This is a genomic window from Nonomuraea angiospora, from assembly GCF_014873145.1.
Taxonomy (GTDB): domain Bacteria; phylum Actinomycetota; class Actinomycetes; order Streptosporangiales; family Streptosporangiaceae; genus Nonomuraea; species Nonomuraea angiospora.
Map to the genome: position 1 here is coordinate 2871892 of NZ_JADBEK010000001.1, position 15760 is coordinate 2887651.

The 15760-nt window shown below is 69.9% G+C and carries 12 protein-coding genes and 1 pseudogene; 4 read left to right on the forward strand and 9 right to left on the reverse strand.

The window, feature by feature from the left end; translation table 11 throughout:
* Positions 1–35 precede the first annotated feature (35 nt).
* The 5 genes and pseudogenes from H4W80_RS13135 to H4W80_RS63560 form a co-directional block, all read right to left on the reverse strand.
* Entirely contained in the window at positions 36–1841 is a 1806-nt protein-coding gene (locus H4W80_RS13135; protein WP_192785351.1) for an alpha/beta fold hydrolase, read from the reverse strand.
* Positions 1838–2437 carry a TetR/AcrR family transcriptional regulator gene (locus tag H4W80_RS13140; protein WP_225963405.1) on the reverse strand — a complete coding sequence of 200 codons (600 nt, stop codon included), beginning with the start codon at positions 2435–2437 and terminating at the stop codon, positions 1838–1840. Before H4W80_RS13140 ends, H4W80_RS13135 begins: the two co-directional genes overlap by 4 nt.
* Positions 2438–2579: 142 nt before the next feature.
* A complete protein-coding gene (locus H4W80_RS60625; RefSeq protein ID WP_225963406.1) occupies positions 2580–2864 on the reverse strand; it encodes a protealysin inhibitor emfourin in 285 nt (94 codons plus the stop codon).
* A gap of 56 nt (positions 2865–2920) precedes the next feature.
* Entirely contained in the window at positions 2921–4390 is a 1470-nt protein-coding gene (locus tag H4W80_RS13145) for a gluzincin family metallopeptidase (protein ID WP_225963407.1), read from the reverse strand.
* Between the two features lie 271 nt (positions 4391–4661).
* A pseudogene (locus H4W80_RS63560) lies at positions 4662–4733 on the reverse strand (hypothetical protein); the annotation flags it as partial.
* Positions 4734–5182: 449 nt separating this feature from the next.
* On the opposite strand from H4W80_RS63560, the gene H4W80_RS13150 reads away from it, so the two are divergent.
* The 4 genes from H4W80_RS13150 to H4W80_RS13165 all read left to right on the forward strand — a co-directional run bounded on the left by H4W80_RS13150 (position 5183) and on the right by H4W80_RS13165 (position 10431).
* Positions 5183–5776 carry a hypothetical protein gene (locus tag H4W80_RS13150; protein WP_192785352.1) on the forward strand — a complete coding sequence of 198 codons (594 nt, stop codon included), beginning with the start codon at positions 5183–5185 and terminating at the stop codon, positions 5774–5776.
* Between the two features lie 348 nt (positions 5777–6124).
* Positions 6125–7018: a phosphotransferase family protein gene (locus tag H4W80_RS13155; protein ID WP_192785353.1), complete on the forward strand. Its 894-nt coding sequence runs from the start codon at positions 6125–6127 to the stop codon at positions 7016–7018.
* A 253-nt stretch (positions 7019–7271) separates the two neighbouring features.
* Complete coding sequence (locus H4W80_RS13160) at positions 7272–7688, forward strand: hypothetical protein (protein WP_192785354.1); 417 nt, start codon at positions 7272–7274, stop codon at positions 7686–7688.
* A gap of 7 nt (positions 7689–7695) precedes the next feature.
* Entirely contained in the window at positions 7696–10431 is a 2736-nt protein-coding gene (locus tag H4W80_RS13165; RefSeq protein WP_225963408.1) for a tetratricopeptide repeat protein, read from the forward strand.
* 456 nt (positions 10432–10887) lie between these two features.
* Here the strand turns inward: H4W80_RS13165 and H4W80_RS13170 are convergent, their stop codons facing one another.
* From H4W80_RS13170 to H4W80_RS13185, 4 genes are all read right to left on the reverse strand, one after another.
* The gene (locus H4W80_RS13170; RefSeq protein ID WP_192785355.1) at positions 10888–13065 is read right to left on the reverse strand and encodes a tetratricopeptide repeat protein; all 2178 of its coding nucleotides are present in this window, start codon (positions 13063–13065) and stop codon (positions 10888–10890) included.
* Complete coding sequence (locus H4W80_RS13175) at positions 13062–13478, reverse strand: hypothetical protein (protein WP_192785356.1); 417 nt, start codon at positions 13476–13478, stop codon at positions 13062–13064. Before H4W80_RS13175 ends, H4W80_RS13170 begins: the two co-directional genes overlap by 4 nt.
* 379 nt (positions 13479–13857) lie before the next feature.
* Positions 13858–14985, reverse strand: a complete 1128-nt coding sequence (locus H4W80_RS13180) for a CU044_5270 family protein (RefSeq protein WP_192785357.1) — start codon at positions 14983–14985, stop codon at positions 13858–13860.
* Positions 14985–15542, reverse strand: coding sequence for an RNA polymerase sigma factor (locus tag H4W80_RS13185; protein WP_318786843.1), 558 nt, complete (start codon positions 15540–15542; stop codon positions 14985–14987). Before H4W80_RS13185 ends, H4W80_RS13180 begins: the two co-directional genes overlap by 1 nt.
* Positions 15543–15760: the final 218 nt, after the last annotated feature.

A 15760-nucleotide genomic window follows, 5' to 3' on the forward strand; every position in this document is an offset into this window, starting at 1 on the left:
CCACCCGTCCCGGGGGGCGCGCGCCCGCCGCCCCCCTACGACGGCACGGCCGGAGGGCTGGGCTCCCGGACCTCCGCCGAGGGGACCCGGATGGCGTGGGCGAGCTCGTCCGGGTGTGTCAGCTGGGGGTGGTGGCCGGCTCCGGGGACGACCGTCACCGTGGCCCGCGGGAGCGTGTCCAGCAGCATGCGTCCCTCGGCGGTGAGCGGATCGTCGGCACCCACGATGACGTGCACGCTCCCCGCGTACCGCCGCAGCTTGGCCCGGAGGTCCGCACGCCGGTCCTCCCGGCCGACCTCGGCCAGGAGCCGGGCGACGCCGGCGGCGACGCGGCCACGGCGCAGGTCGGCGACGCTGGACTCCAGCGCCCCCGCGTACGCCACGTCCCCGGTGAGCCGCTCCGCCAGCGCCTCAGGGCGTACCCGGCCCAGATACCAGCGGCTCAGGAGCGCCGACCGCGCGGCGAGACCGGCGCGCGCCTGGAGGAAGAACGGCGACACGAACGTGAGCCGGTCCACCAGGCCGGGACGGGCGAGCGCGGCCTCCAGTGCGGCCGCCGCCCCCACCGAGTGACCCACGAGGTGGCGGGCGCCGGTCTCGTCCACGAGCGCGGTCAGCCAGCGCGGCCAGTCCCCGCGCCGTCCCGCGCTCAGCCCCAGCCCGGGCAGGTCCACGACGCGGGCGCGCCCCAGCGCGGCGGCGACCGGGTCCCAGGTGTCGGCGTTCACCGGCAGGCCGGGCAGCACCACGGTGGGCGCGTCCGGTTCGCCGAGCTCGAAGGTGCGGACCCCGCCGACCACGGTGAACCGCCGCCGGCCGGCGGGGACGACTCCGAACCGGTGGGCCGCCAGGTGGTCGGCCCAGCGCAGGACGGACGTGGTGACGTCCGGCATGGCCAGGCCGTGCCGGGCGGCGAAGGCGTCCGCCGGACCCGTGGGGTAGCGGTCGTCCGAGAGGAACGTCAGCGTCTCCGGGTCGGCCTTGGTGAGCGCTCGGGGGAGGCGCCGCAGGAGGGACACCGGGATCCGCGTACGCGGCGCCCTGACCTGGTAGTGCTCGGCGACGCGAGTGAGCAGATCGGGCAACGCGGGCGTCTCATCGTCGAGCACCCAGTACGCGTTCCGCTCGGCGGCCTCGTCCAGCGGCAGCAGGGTCATGAACCGGGCGAGATGGTCGGCCGTGACCACCGGCACGAACGTCGTGGCGCCTCCCGGCAGCGCCGGCATGGTGCCCTGCCAGATCTCCTTCACGCTCGACGCCAGGCCCAGTTGCTGGTCGGATTCGCCGGTGACGCTGTCACCGATCACGCTGGACGGGTTGACGATCGACCAGGGGACACCGAGCCGGTCCGCGGTGGCCTGGAACACGGCGTCCGACTCGACCTTGGACGCCTCGTACGCTCCCAGCGCCTCGTACGTCTCCCGCCGCCGCTCGTCGCTCCAGGGCTCGGGGTCCTGCCCGCCCACCCGGTACCCGGAGACGTGTACGAGGCGGGTCAGCCGGGGCAGCCGCGCCGCGAAGGCGACGATGGCGCGGACGCTGTCCACGTTGGCGCGGCGGGCCTCGTCCGCCGGCATCCCGAACCGGTAGGCGCCGGCGCAGTTGTAGATCTCGGTGACGTCCGCCGCGTCGCCGTGGATCAGCGACGGCGTCTCGAAGTCGACCCGGAGATCGGCCGGGGCCTCGCCGTGCCCGTGCTCCGCCAGCCAGAGGACGAGCCGCCGGTACGACTCGGCGCTCCGGGTGGCCGCGCTCACCCGTACGCCGGCCTGGCCGAGCGCGAGGATCAGGTGGCGTCCGATGAGACCCGTCGCCCCGAACACCAGAGCGTGCCGGCTCATGACGACCTCTCCCCCGTCAGAGGCTGGTCCAGCAGCGTGGCGATGACGTCGGCGGCGCAGCGCAGCGGCTCCGTGGACCGCTGCGCGCGCGACATGATCATCGCCCCTTCGACCGTGCTGACCACGGCCGTCGCCAGCGTACGGGCGGCCGGAGCCGGCCGGCCCTGGGCGGCGAGGTAGTCGGCCAGGGGGTCGATCCAGGAGCCGAAGGCGTTCGCGCAGGCGTCCCGGAGCCGCTCGCTCTGCGCGCCCATCTCCAGCGTGACCACCGAGACCGGGCAGCCGAGCTGGAAGTCGCTGTCCGTGAGCATCCCGCGCAGCACGTCGATCACGCGCCGGACCAGGTCGCCCGGGCTCCCCGGCTCCAGCGCCGACTCGACCACGAGGGCGCGGAACCGCTCGGCCGCGAGCTCGACCGCCTTCTCCCCGAGCGCCTCCTTCCCCTCGGGGAAGTGGAAGTACAGCGACCCTTTGGGGGCGCGGGCGTGCTCCACCACGGTGTTGAGGCCTGTGCCGCTGTAGCCGCGGGCCTGGATCAGTTCGAGCATCGATTCGACCAGCCGTGCGCTGGTCTGGGCGCCTTTGGTGCCAATCATGGCGTCAGAATAGACCGGTCTACCTATTTTTTCCAAACGGCCTGCCCTGCGGCGACCTGGACGCCGACCGGAGCCGGCGACGGCGGCCCGCTCACCGCATTGATGACCGGGCCGCGCGGCCGGCTCCGGCCGCGCGGCCCGATCAGGCGGACGGGCGCAGCAGCACGGCCAGCGGGTCCGCCGCCTTCGACGAAGGGTCGTCGGAGACCGTGTAGACCCGTCCCGCGCCGTTGCCGACGGTGATCCGGTACGTCATCAGGTCGGCGCCCACCTCCGAGGACCCGCCCTCGGCCGTGGCGGCGTCGATGGCGGACAGCGCCTCGTACACCCTGGCGGCCTGCGGCTCGGGGAGGTCGTCGGTGTCGTACTCGCCGACGGCCTCCTCGATGCCGGCGAAGCCGCCGGTTCTCTCGATCTTCACACGCATGTCTGACTCCCCCTGCCGTACCGCACGATACGGCGAGGTTCTCGCCGGGCTCGTGGTTACTTGAACGCCTTCTTCAGCGCGCTCAGTTGCGAGGCGAGGATGTCGTCGTCGTGCAGCTCGCCCTTGGCCGTCAGCTTGTCGGCGCCGATCACCTGGAACTCCGGCAGCTGCATGGTGCCGCAGCAGCCCGAACGGTCCTGCACCGCGCGCAGGCTGGCCGACGCCGCGTCGGCGGGCTTGACGTTGGTGATGTCCTTGGCGGTCTTGCCGTCGCCGGTGTAGTCGGCGTTCCTGAAGTCCATCTCGCCGGAGAGCATCTCGGAGAACGGCGTGGGCGACGTCACCACCTCGCGGAAGGCGAACCGGTTGCGGATGAAGGTCCGGTAGATGTTGGGATCGCCTTGGGCGGCCGAGACCTGCAGCATCTGGTTGACGACGTCCGTGTAGGTGGCCTTGGTCGCGGGCGCCTTCACGATCGCCTTGAACAGCAGCTCGCACAGCTGGTTCGCGACCTCCATGAGGATCACGGTGGGGCTCTTGAGCGCGCCCTGCCTGGTGCGTTCGAAGGCGTAGATGTCGGCGAGCACGTCGTAGATGCCGCCGGTGAACACCTGCGAGATCGCGTGCACCTCGTTGCTGACCTCGCTCAGCTTGAGGTCGTTGTCGGCGTTGCGCAGCCCGAACGGCCGGCCGAGCGCCTGCCCGAACTGCTCGGCGATGGCAGACAGGAACGACTTGGCGTGCAGGTTGGCCTTGGTGAGCGCGACGAGCGCCTCGGCCTGGTCCGGTTGCGCCAGCGTCAGGAAGATCGCGGTCAGGTCGCCGAACGACTCGTGCAGGCCGCCGGTCTGCGGCGGGTTGTCCGCGGCGAGCCAGCCCGGCTTGAGCCCGTCGAGGACCGCGTGGCCGGTCTCGTGCGCGACGATGTCCAGCGAGCGGCAGGTGAAGACCTGCTGCGTGGTGCCGGTCGGGGTGAAGAAGAGGAACTTCAGCGCCTTGGCCGTCCTGGTGTAGAAGGCGTTGGCCCCGACCGCGGCGTGCGGGAAGACGGTGAGCCGGTCGAGGTTCCCGCCGGTGTTCCACGCGAACGGGATGGGCGTGCCGCCGTTGTGGCGCTCGTACATCGTCAGCGTCTCCCGGACGACCGCGTACGTGTGCGAGCAGTCGAACTCCGGCGAGTTGGGGACGAAGATGAAGTCGCCGTTGACGCTGCGCGCCACGGGCGTGATGCCGGGCAGCTGGGTGACGATCCGGGCGTCGGTGGGCCCGCTGAGCACCGGGCTGGGGATGAAGATCGGCCTGACGCCCAGCTCGGCGACGGTGGGGTCCTGCTTGTAGATGAGAATGCGGGGCCCGACGATCGGCGGGATCGGGATGGGGACCGGAGCCGGGGCCGCCCGCTGAACGGGCGCCGGCTCGACCGTGAACGGCGGCTGCAGCAGCAGCTTCGTCGTGTCGGCCACGGCCGTCCCGGTGACCGCGCGGCCTTCGGGCACGCTCTTCTCCCGCATTTCCTGAATGATCATCTGATCTCCACTCCCCGTATCTCGGGCGCGGCGATAATTTGGACGCGCCTATCAGGTCGTGCCCGGCCTTGGATAATCGGGCGCACATGGGAAACCAAAGGTTCGATCGGACCCCTGTCAGGGCGTCCGGAGCACGGGTGGGCGGTGCTTGACCAGGCCCGGCCGCGCGGTGGAAGGCGGCCACCTGCAGGTCGCCGCGCAGCTGGGCGTCGAGCGGCTCGTCCATGAGCAGCGTCTCGGGGGCGCCGGCCGGCAGCCTGGCCAGGCTGACCCGGCGGCGCATCCCGCCGGACAGCTCGCGCGGGTAGTGCCGCTCGAACCCATCCAGGCCGACCTTCTCGATGAGCTCGGCCGCGCGGGCACGCCGCCGATCTCCAGGTCGAAGTCGCGCAGCGCCGCGATGCCGACGTCGCCCTTGACGAACTGCTTGCCCAGCCCGCTCACCTTGATCGCCGGACCGCGCATCCCGCGCCCGCCATCCGGGCTCCCGCGCTCACCAACCGGGCGGCCCAGGCCGGGCCCAGCGCGCCCGAACCGCAGGCCAAGAGCCGCCCACCAGCACCTGGCCAGCGTCGGTCACTACGTGCGACTCGGTGAAGAGACCTCGGGGTGCTGCCAGCCTGCGGAGACAGGCGACAGCGGTAATGTCCGGCATCTTCATCGCCCTCCAGAACGCGACACCCGACCGTCAGCCCTTCCCAGGAATTGAGTAACCCTTACTCATGTGGCGGCGGCAACTGGCACTGAGGATGAGCCCATCGATCAGCCAACGCGGACAGATAGGGAGCTCACGTGACCAGTTCCGATCATGACGGTGGCCTGACCCGGCGATCACTCTTGGGCAAGGCGATTGGTCTAGGCGCGGCAGCCACCCTCGCCGTCACCACCCTTTCAGCCGCTCCCGCCCACGCATGGACCGGCCCGCTACAGCACCCCTGGGACTACTGCAGGTGGTGTGCCGCGCTGGTCAACACGTCATGGTTCAACCACGGGTGCCCTGGAGACGGGCAGCATTGGAAGATCGGGTGGACGTTCCAACTCCCGTACACCGAGAGCACGATCCCCACCGGAACGCCCAACGATCAACCGGACTGGCGCCACTGCGACGGGTGCCTGACCCTTTATTTCGCCGGGTACAACCCGGCCGGAGTATGCCGCGGCAAAAACGGCGGGCCACATACACATAACGGTCTCTACGGCGGAAAGAACTACATCCTCCCCCACGATCTCACGAATACCGCCGGAACCCAGCCGGACTGGCGCTTCTGCACCAAGTGCAACGTGCTGTTCTACGATGGCTCGTCCTTCAAGGGCGCATGTGCAGCAGGAGGCGGTCACACCTCGCAAGGCTTCAACTTTGATATACCCGTCTACACCTACTACTAGCCTCGATCCGGCACGGGGAATGCCCCCAGCCAGGCAAGGCTGCCCGCAAAGGGCGCCGGTCAAGCCCACTGCCAACGCGCCGGGAAACCGCATGGCGGAACCCCGTGAGGTCGTCCCGAAAATGGAATTCTGCAGGACGGCTGGCCATCAACTGGCGGAGTCGGGCCGGTTCCGACAGCGACGGCCAGGTCCTCGCGTCGCCCTACAAATGGGTCCGCAACATCCAAGCAACCTCAATCACCAGCTCTCACTCCAATCGCTGTTGAACGTCATGAGAGTGTCAGTGCTTGGCGACAGAATCTGCGAGTAGCTGATCGTGGCCAACGCGTCCAAGAAGGAGCCGTTCCTGTGCCGAGCGACCTCATGGAGATTGCTATACGCGAGTTTCGCGTGGTCGCGGAGCGGCGTAAGGAGGGAGCCGAGTCCCGGTCCGGTGCCGCGGTCCATGCCGTGCGGACGGTCGATGGCGATGCCGCGTACCTCAAGGCCACTCCAGCCGCGTTGGGTGCGCAGGCACTGGCGGCCGCGCGGCGAGAGCTGCGGTTCTACCAGGACCTCGCACCGGTTGTCCCCGTGCGCACCCCCCGACTCCTCGACTTTCTGGACACCGAGAGAGGTGTAGCCGTACTGCTGACGGCCGCAGGCCGGCCCCAAGGCAGCGCGTCCTGGACTCCGGACATGTGGACCAAACTGGGCGAAGACCTCGCCGCCCTCCACTGCATGCCGCTGCCAACGGCCGACGGCTGGAACCGGCCCGATGCCTTGCTCGATGCCCTGGATTCCCCTGACCTCTTCGAGGTCACCGCTTTCTGGGCGACCACGCTCCCGCAGCTCGGCGATCTCCTCACCCGCCGTGCCGAACTCCGGGAAGAGATCACTGCGCTGGCGCCGGCCTTCATCCATGGAGACTGCCACACCGACAACATCGTGCTCTCGGCAAGCGCGCTCACCTTCTGTGACTGGCAGTCGACCGGAGCCGGTCGGCCCGTCTGCGACCTGGCCTTCCTCAGTGTGCGCACAACCCCCTCGGGCACGGTCGTCCCCCGGGCGTTCATGGACGCCTATCTGCATCATCGTCTCTGCGACCGCCGCGTTCTGGAACGCGCCCTGCTTGCGGAAGAGCTCGCCGTCTTCGTCTTCCTCTGGCCGCCTTACGCGTCATTCAACAGCACGGAAGGGATCGCTCGAGTTCACGCGAGAGCGCGCGAACTCGCAGACCGGTACCTCGGCGGTGCCCGCTGACCTCGACTCGACGCCGCACACCTAAACCGGCCGCTGGAGTGCTCCTCACGCCATCGCAGATAGTGAGCCATCATGTGCGGTAACGAGGATCTGTTCGTCCGCGATGCTCCGGCGAACCATGGGCGGCCCTCGAGCGATCGCGCCGCCGGGTTGAGCGGGCCGGCAGCGCTTATCTGCGGTTTGGCCCCGGCTGGTTGATGGCTGTCGCCGGCGCTACCGTGGGGGGCGTATTTCGGCCGTGAGGGGGATCAACGTGGATCCGATCGTTTTGGCTGCGGGCACCGCGCTGGTGACGGCTATGGCCACCGATGCCTGGCAGTCGGCTCGTGACGGTGCGATCGCGCTGTGGCGTAGGGTCCGCCCCGAGCAAGCCGACATCGTCGAAGCGGAGCTGGTCGAGGTCCGTGAGCAGCTGCTCGAGGCCCGCCGGGACGGTGACGCCGACACCGAGCAGGCTCTGGTCGGCTCCTGGCAGGTGCGGCTGCAGCAGTTGCTGCGCGCCGACCCGTCGCTGGCGCAGGAGATCAAACGCGTGGTGGACGAGGTGCTCACCCCGGCGCTGGAGCCGGCCGATCAGGAGCGGATCGGTTCGCTGGTGATGAAGGCGACCGCGAGCGGGCACGGCCGCGTCTATCAGGCCGGCCGCGACCAGACCATCAACGAGCGCTGATCATCGCATGCGGATGGAGGGGCGGGCCTCCGAACAGGGCCGGATGTATCAGGCCGGGCGTGATCTGACCGTCCACGAGACGGTGCTGTCGGCGCTGCGGCCGGTTGAGCAGGTGGCAGCACCGCCGCGGACGGTGAATCTCCCTGGGCATGCTGGGTTGTTCGTCGGACGTGCGAATGAGTTAGCTGAGCTGGACGCGGTGCTGCAGACCGGGGGCGAGGTCGTGGTGGCCGCGGTGCACGGCCTGGGCGGGGTAGGCAAGTCCACGCTGGCCGTGAGCTATGCCCGCGCCCAGGCCAGGAGGCGCAACCCGGTGTGGTGGATCACCGCTGACAGCCCCACCGCGGTGCAGGCGGGCCTGGCTGCTCTGACGGTCGCACTGCAGCCGGAGCTGACCGCGGCGTTGCCGTTGGAGGCCCTGGCCGAGTGGGCGTGCGGCTGGCTGGCGGCCCATGACGGGTGGTTGCTGGTGCTGGACGACGTCACCGACCCGGCCGATGTGACGCCGCTGTTGGGGCGTACGTTGGCCGGGCAGGTGCTGGTGACCAGTCGGCTCGGACAGGGCTGGCATCGCCTGAGCGCCCACGTGGTGCGGCTGGATGTGCTGAGCGAGGCGGAGGCGGTCGACTTGGTCACCCAGATCACCTCGGGCCTGAGTCCCGCTGCCGATGCGGGGGCGCATGAGCCCGAAGGCTTGGAGGGGATGCGGGAGCTGGTGCGCGAGCTGGGCTGTTTGCCTCTGGCGATCGAGCAGGCGGGCGCTTACCTGCACCAGGTCCGGCTGTCCCCGCGCGCCTACCTCGACCTGCTGGTCGAACGGCCGGCGGTGATGTACGGCCGCGCCGCCCGCGGCTCGGATGCCGAGCGCACCATCGCTCGCATCTGGCGACTGACCCTGGACCGGCTCACCGATACTCCACTGGCCGGGCAGTTGCTGCGCATCCTCGCCTGGTACGGGGCCGAGCCGATCCCCCGGACCCTGCTGGACGGCCTGGACACCGATGCGGCAGATGTCCAGCATGCCCTGGGTGAGCTGGCCGCCTACAACATGATCACCCTCGACAGCGAGCACATCGTCGTGCATCGGCTGGTCCAAGCTGTCGCCCGCACCCCAGACCCTGACGACCCCCATCGTCAGACCGCCGACATCGACAACGCCCGCGACCAAGCCACCCGCCTGATCGGCGATGCCATCCCCGAATCGGCGTTGAATCCTGAAGACTGGCCGACCTGGCGCACACTGCTGCCGCACATCACCGCTCTGACAGACCATGCCTCTCCCGGCACCGACGCCGTCGCCACCGCCCGACTGCTCAACCAGACCGGTGTCTTCCTGGACAACCAGGGCGCCACCGCCGATGCGATCCGCTGCCTCGATCGCGCACGCACGGCCTACGAGCGGGTGCTGGGCGCTGACCACCCCGAAACCCTGCTCTCCCGCAACAACCTGGCCGCCGCCTACGATTCGGCGGGGGACCTGCGCCGGGCCATCCCGCTGTACGAGGCGACGATCGCTGATCGGGAGCGGGTGCTGGGTGCCGACCACCCCTTCACCCTGATCTCCCGCAACAACCTCGCGAGCGCGTATGAGTCGGCGGGGGATCTGGGCCGGGCCATCCCGCTGTACCAGGCGACGCTCGCTGATCGGGAGCGGGTGCTGGGCGCCGACCACCCTGACACCCTGTCCTCCCGCAACAATCTCGCCTACGCCTACGAGTCGGCGGGGGACCTGCGCCGGGCCATCCCGCTGTACGAGGCGACGCTCGCTGATCGGGAGCGAGTGCTGGGCGCCGACCACCCCTCCACCTTGGCCTCCCGCAACAACCTCGCGAGCGCCTACGATTCGGCAGGGGATCCGGGCCGAGCCATCCCACTGTTCGAGGCGACGCTCGCCGACTGTGAGCGAGTGCTGGGCGCCGACCACCCCTCCACCTTGGCCTCCCGCAACAACCTCGCGAGCGCCTACGATTCGGCAGGGGATCCGGGCCGAGCCATCCCACTGTTCGAGGCGACGCTCGCCGACTGTGAGCGAGTGCTGGGCGCCGACCACCCCTTCACCCTGTCCGCCCGCAACAACCTGGCCGCCGCCTACGATTCGACGGGGGATCTGGGCCGGGCCATCCCGTTGTTCGAGGAGACGTTGGCTGATCGGGAACGGGTGCTGGGCGCCGACCACCCTGACACACTGACCTCCCGCAGCAACCTCGCGAGCGCGTATGAGTCGGCGGGGGACCTGGGCCGGGCCATCCCGTTGTTCGTGGCGACGATCGCTGATCGGGAACGGGTGCTGGGCACCGACCACCCTGACACACTGACCTCCCGCAACAACCTCGCCTACGCCTACTGGACGGCGGGGGACCTGGACCGAGCCATCCCGTTGTACGAGGAGACGTTGGCTGATCGGGAACGGGTGCTGGGCACCGACCACCCTGACACACTGACCTCCCGCAACAACCTCGCCTACGCCTACTGGACGATGGGGGACCTGGACCGAGCCATCCCGCTGTACGAGGAGACGTTGGCTGATCGGGAACGGATGCTGGGCACCGACCACCCTGACACGCTGACCTCCCGCAACAACCTCGCCTACGCCTACTGGGCGACGGGGGACCTGGGCCGAGCCATCCCGCTGTACGAGGCGACGCTCACGGCATGCGAACGGGTATTGGGCATCGATCATCCGACAACGCACGTGGTTCGGGCCGATTTACTGCAGGCGACACAACGACGCGATGGCCAATAGTCCGTTTTCGCGATCACGCGAACGGCATGCTTCATCGGTTGGCGATCTCTAGTTATCACTCCTTGCTGGTGAGCTCTTCGCGCTGGCCGCTTTCGCGGAGCTGTCGCAAGTCGGGAATCTGGTTGTAGAGCGTGCCCGGGCTGACCCCGAGCAGCTTGGCGATCGAGGTGATCGAGTTCTCCGGGTTGGGTGTCGCGGGCGGCGCGCAGCGGTTCGGGGGTGATGACGGTGGGTCGGCCGCCGGGGGTGGTGGTGTCGAGGGTTCTCGTGCAGGGAGGTGAAGCCGATCTCGTGCGTGCGGAGTTCGCCGACCATGGTGATGAGGTCGGCCAGGGAACGGCCGTAGCGGTCGAGCGCCGCCTAGGTTTTTGAAGGCATTTCGGGGCTCTGAAGGTGCCTGCTTCAAGATCTTCAAAAAACGATCGTTAAATGAAGCCGCCGCGGATCGTCAATAGATCAACCATCAACACGACCGCGCTGCCCCGACTGTGTCCGCCTGATGGCCGCTTTGAGGTTTTCCTGGACGACTTGAGTCGTCGGATGGTGCAGTCCAAGCACCCGCTCGCAGTCGGAAACCGTCGCCTCGTACAGCGGGATGGCCCGGCTCAGGTCTCCCGCCGCCCGGTAGGCGCAGGCCAGGTTGTTGCGGGAGGTCAGCGTTGAGGGGTGGTCGGGGCCCAGCACCCGCTCCCGTTCGGCGAGGGTGGCCTCGAACAAGGGGATGGCCCGGCCCAGGTCCCCCGCTGTCTCGTAGGCGTAGGCGAGGTTGTTGCGGCAGGTCAGGGTGTGGGGGTGGTCGGCGCCCAGCACTCTCTCGAAGTCGGACAGTGTCGCCTCGTACAGCGGGATGGCCCTGGCCAGGTCTCCCGCCGCCTCGTAGGCGCAGGCCAGGTTGCTGCGGGAAGTCAGGGTGCGGGGATGGTCGGCGCCCAGCACCCGCTCGCAGTCGGCCAGCGTCGCCTCGTACAGCGGGATGGCCCTGGCCAGGTCTCCCGCCGCCTCGTAGGCGCCGGCCAAGTTGCTGCGGGAGGCCAGGGTATTGGGGTGCTCAGGGCCTAGGATGCGTTCTTCTTCTGCCAGGTTGTGCTCCATCAGCGGGATCGCTCGTCCCAGATCACCTGCCGCATCGTAGGCGTAGGCCAGGCTGGCACGCGTGACCAGTACAGCGGGGTGGTCGAGGTCGTACACGCGTTGCACCAACGTCATGCACCGCTCCAGGTAGATCAGCGCACGGCCGATTGCCCCCTGGCTCTCCAAGAACAGACCGGTGTTACGGAGTAGATCGTCAGCATCGATGGCGTCGGTCTCGGGGGACATGCGCTCGAAGACGGCGTCGATGTGGGGCAGCAGCGTCCGCCACTGCGGCCACGAGGCCGGGATCTCGTACTCGTGGGGGCGGGCTTGATCCAGTAGCCGGATGGCGCGGGTGCGGGCGGTGTCGATGTCGGTGGCCTGGCGGTGGGGGTCATCGGGGTCGGGGGTGCGGGCGACGGCCTGGACCAGGCGGTGCACGGTGATGACCGCGTCATCGAGGGTGATCATGCTGTAGGCGGCCAGGGCTCCCAGCGCCTGCTGCAACTGCGGGGGGTCGGCCAGGCCGTCCAGGACGCTGCGGGGGATCGGCTCGGCGCCGTACCAGGCCAGGATGCGCAGCAGGTCTCCGGCCAGCGGCGTGTGGGTGAGCCGGTCCACGGTGAGGCGCCAGACGCGGGCGATGGTGCGTTCGGCGTCATTGCCTTCGGCGGCCTGGTCGTACATCACTGCCGGATATTCGGTGAGCAGGTTCAGGTAGGCGCGGGGAGTCAGCCGGGCCTGGTGCAGATACGCCGCGGCCTGCTCGATGGCCAGCGGCAGGTAGCCCAGCTCGCGTACCAGCTCGATCGCCCCGTCCAGAGCTTCGGGCATCTGCGTGCCGGGGGCGGGGGCGTGCTGGCGGGGGGTGGCGATCCGGGTGAGCAGCTCCAGCGCCTCCGCCTCCTCCAGCACGTCCAGCCGTAGCACCCGGGCGCCCAGGTGGTGCCAGCCCTGGCCGAGCCGGCTGGTCACCAGCACCCTTCCGGCCAGCGTGCGGCCCAGCAGCGGCGCCACATCGGCCGGGTCGGTGACGTTGTCCAGTATCAGCAGCCAGCCTTCATGAGCGGCCAGCCAGCCGGTGGCCCGCTCGGCCAGGGCCTCCAACGGCAACGCGGCGGCCAGCTCCGGCTGCAGTGCGAGCGCCAGCGCGGCCAGGCCCGCCTGCATGCCGGTAGCGCTGTCGGCGGTGATCCACCACACCGGATTACACGCCCCGGTCTGCGTGACGGCGAAGTGGGCGGCCAGCGTGGACTTGCCGATCCCGCCCAGCCCGTGCACTGCGGCCACCACCACCGGCCCGCTACCGCCCAGAGCCGCCTCCAGGGCGGCCAGCTCATCGCCGCGCCCCACGAACACCTGCCGATGCCCCGGCACGTTCACCGTCGCCGACGGCGCGGCCCTCTCGCTGACCGGTCGCAGCGCCGCCTCCGGCAGCACCGTCTGATTGACGATCTGGTCGCCCCCGGCCTGATACACGCGCCCCTGACCGGAGACGGTGGCGTCCAGCTGGACGTGTGACCGCCGGTTCGGGGAATCGGCCGCAGCGGGAGGGGCGGTCATCGCTCGTTGATGGTCTGGTCGCCGCCGGCCTGATACACCCGGCCCTGGCCCGAGGCCTGCGCCCGCATCTGCACGTTCCGCGTGTCATCACCGGTCGAGACGATGCCGGCGTTGTCGCCGCCGATGGCGACCGACCGCTCGCCTTCGGCCGAGACCTGAGGCGTCCTCTCCCCTGCGGCCGGTGAGTCAGGTGCGGCGACGGCAGCTGCCGGGGCGCGCTCGGTGCGCAGTTGCAGCAGCAACGCCACCACGGCGACCACCAGCCCGGCCGCGCCGATGAACATGCTGATCACACTGGCCCGCTGATCCAGCACACCCAGCACATCGGCCGACAGGTGCAGCGGGTCGGCGAAGAACCCGGCCAACCCCACAACCAATAACGCCGTCATCGCCACGATCGCGGCGATCACCATCCATCGCCGGCCCCGCGAACGTGAGGCGGGTCTGGATCCGACGGCTGTCTTCGACATGCCTCCAGAGTGCTCCCGTACCGGCATGAGCGGGACGCATGGCAACGAAGGCGTTACCTGTCCCTTGCTCCATGAACCGGTCGTTTGCGGGACGGGGGCGCGTTTCCGCAGGAACGACCGTCCCGAAACCCGTTGTCGGTTTCCGAAGTCACGTGCACGGGTGTCCTGGGCTTCCGGGGATCTGTGTCCCGGCCGGCCGGCCGCCGAGTCACGGCTGGGATTGGCCGCTGCGGATGCGGCGGCGGCCGAGGTACGAGCGGTCCTGCGCGAGGTCGTCGCCGTGCTCCGGGTGGCTGGGAATCCTCCCGCCGAAGCTCCGGGACTACTGGGGAAGGGCGGGCCTGGCGTCGGTCCAGCCCGAGTCCACGATCGACCAGTAGTCCAGCACCCTGCCGGGGACCTGCCACTTCTCGCTGTCCGGGCCCGGTTCGAGCTGGATGTCGCGGCTGCCCAGCAGCTTTCCGGTGCGCTGGTCGAAGAGCACCTGCTGCTGGATCGTTCCGCGGCCGTCCGCGCTCTCGAACGGGGCCGCGAGAGCGACCGCGGCGCGCCCGAGCGGGTCTTTGACGGTGCCCAGGCGCTGCACGCCGGGATAGTCGGTGATCAGGCGCATGAGGCCGGCTCGTACCTTGGGCGGGACGGGCGTGTTCGCGAGGAGGGAGAAGACCTGGTCGAGCACCCCCTTGGGTTCTGTGCAGCCCTTCGGCGCGCCGGTGCGGCCGTCGGCCAGCTTGATCGAGCCCTCGCACAGGAGCTTGCGCAGCTCCTCCGGATCGGTGGGCAAGTCCTGGAGTTCCTGGTAGGTGAAGTGACCGAGGCCGCCGATGTTGAACTCGCCGCCGCCCTGGGCGTCCGGGTCGTCCTCCTGCCAGGGGCCGGGCTTGGACGTGAGAGTCCTGGTGAGGCCCGACGAGCGGATCTGCCAGCTCGACGGGGAGCCCGCCGCGCGCCAGTCGTCGGCGTCGGCGCGGGTCTGGGGCTTGGCCGGGAAGATGCGGCCGTAGAAGGACGTGCCGTCGCCACGGCTGCGTCCCGTCCATCTGAAGTACTCGTCGCGCTCCTCCACGACGTACCCGCCGGTCCGGCCGAGCGCGCGCGCCGCGAAGGCGGTGCGCTGGTGCGTGTACCAGTAGCGGCCCTGCTGTTGCAGCTCCGCCTGGGTGGCGGCGGCCAGCATCATGCCGCGGGGCGATGAGGTGTCCGGGCCGGTCGTCACGCCTGGACGAGGTTGTACGGGGGCGCCGCCGGGCGTGAGCGTCAGGCCCGCCACCACCGCCGCGGCCGTGGCAGCGGCCACCAGGCCGAGCGGCATGCGCCAGGCACGACGCCGGCGCGCCGGCGGACGGTCGTCCTGGCTCAGCATGCGGCCGCGGGCGGCCGCCGCGGTGGCCGCGGACGGAGAAGGCGGGTCGTCGTACACGCCACGGACGAGATCCAGTTCGTTCATCATCAGGCCTCTTCCTCATCGAGCAGGGGGTTCGTGTCGCCCAGCGCCTTGCGCAGCTTCTTGCGAGCGCGGTTGAGCCGCGAGGACACCGTGCCGAAGGGCACGTCCAGCGCCTGCGCCACCTCGTCGTAGCTCAGCCCGGCGAGCGCCACCAGCAGCAGCACGTCGCGCTGGGCGGCGGGCAGGGCGGCGATGGCGCCGGCCAGCGGGCCTTTGACACTTTGTTGCGCGCTCACCTTGGCCGTCACCTCGTCCTCGTGGCCCCGGGCCGGCTCCGGCAGGGGATGCAGCCGATCCACGGCCCGGAGCAGACGCACCTCGTCGCGGCGGTGCCGGCTGATGAGGTTGGTCGCGATGCCGTACAGCCAGGGGCGGGCGCTGCGCCGGCTCAGGTCGTAGCGGCGGCGTTGGCGGAAGGCGAGGGCGAACGTCTCGGCGGACACGTCGTCGGCGGCGTGCGGGCCGAGCCGCCGGGAGGCGTACCGGTGGATGTCCGCGTAGTGGGCGTCGAAGACGGCGGCGAAACGTTCGGGCTCGTCCCAGGACCGCTTGATCGTCACGGCGTCGTCCTGCGACGGTGTGGCGGCACCCGTAGGAGCAGTCAGGTGTGGCTCATGCATGCAAAGGCCTTGCGGTTGTGGGGACGTCGGTCACCTGCTGTTGTCCGGAGCCCGCCGTCGCCTTCCCCTGATTTTTCCGATCTCTATCAGACGAAAGCCCGCTGCCTATGGGCGCCGGCCAACGCGGACAGGTTGTGCCCGGCATCCCGCTATGACGC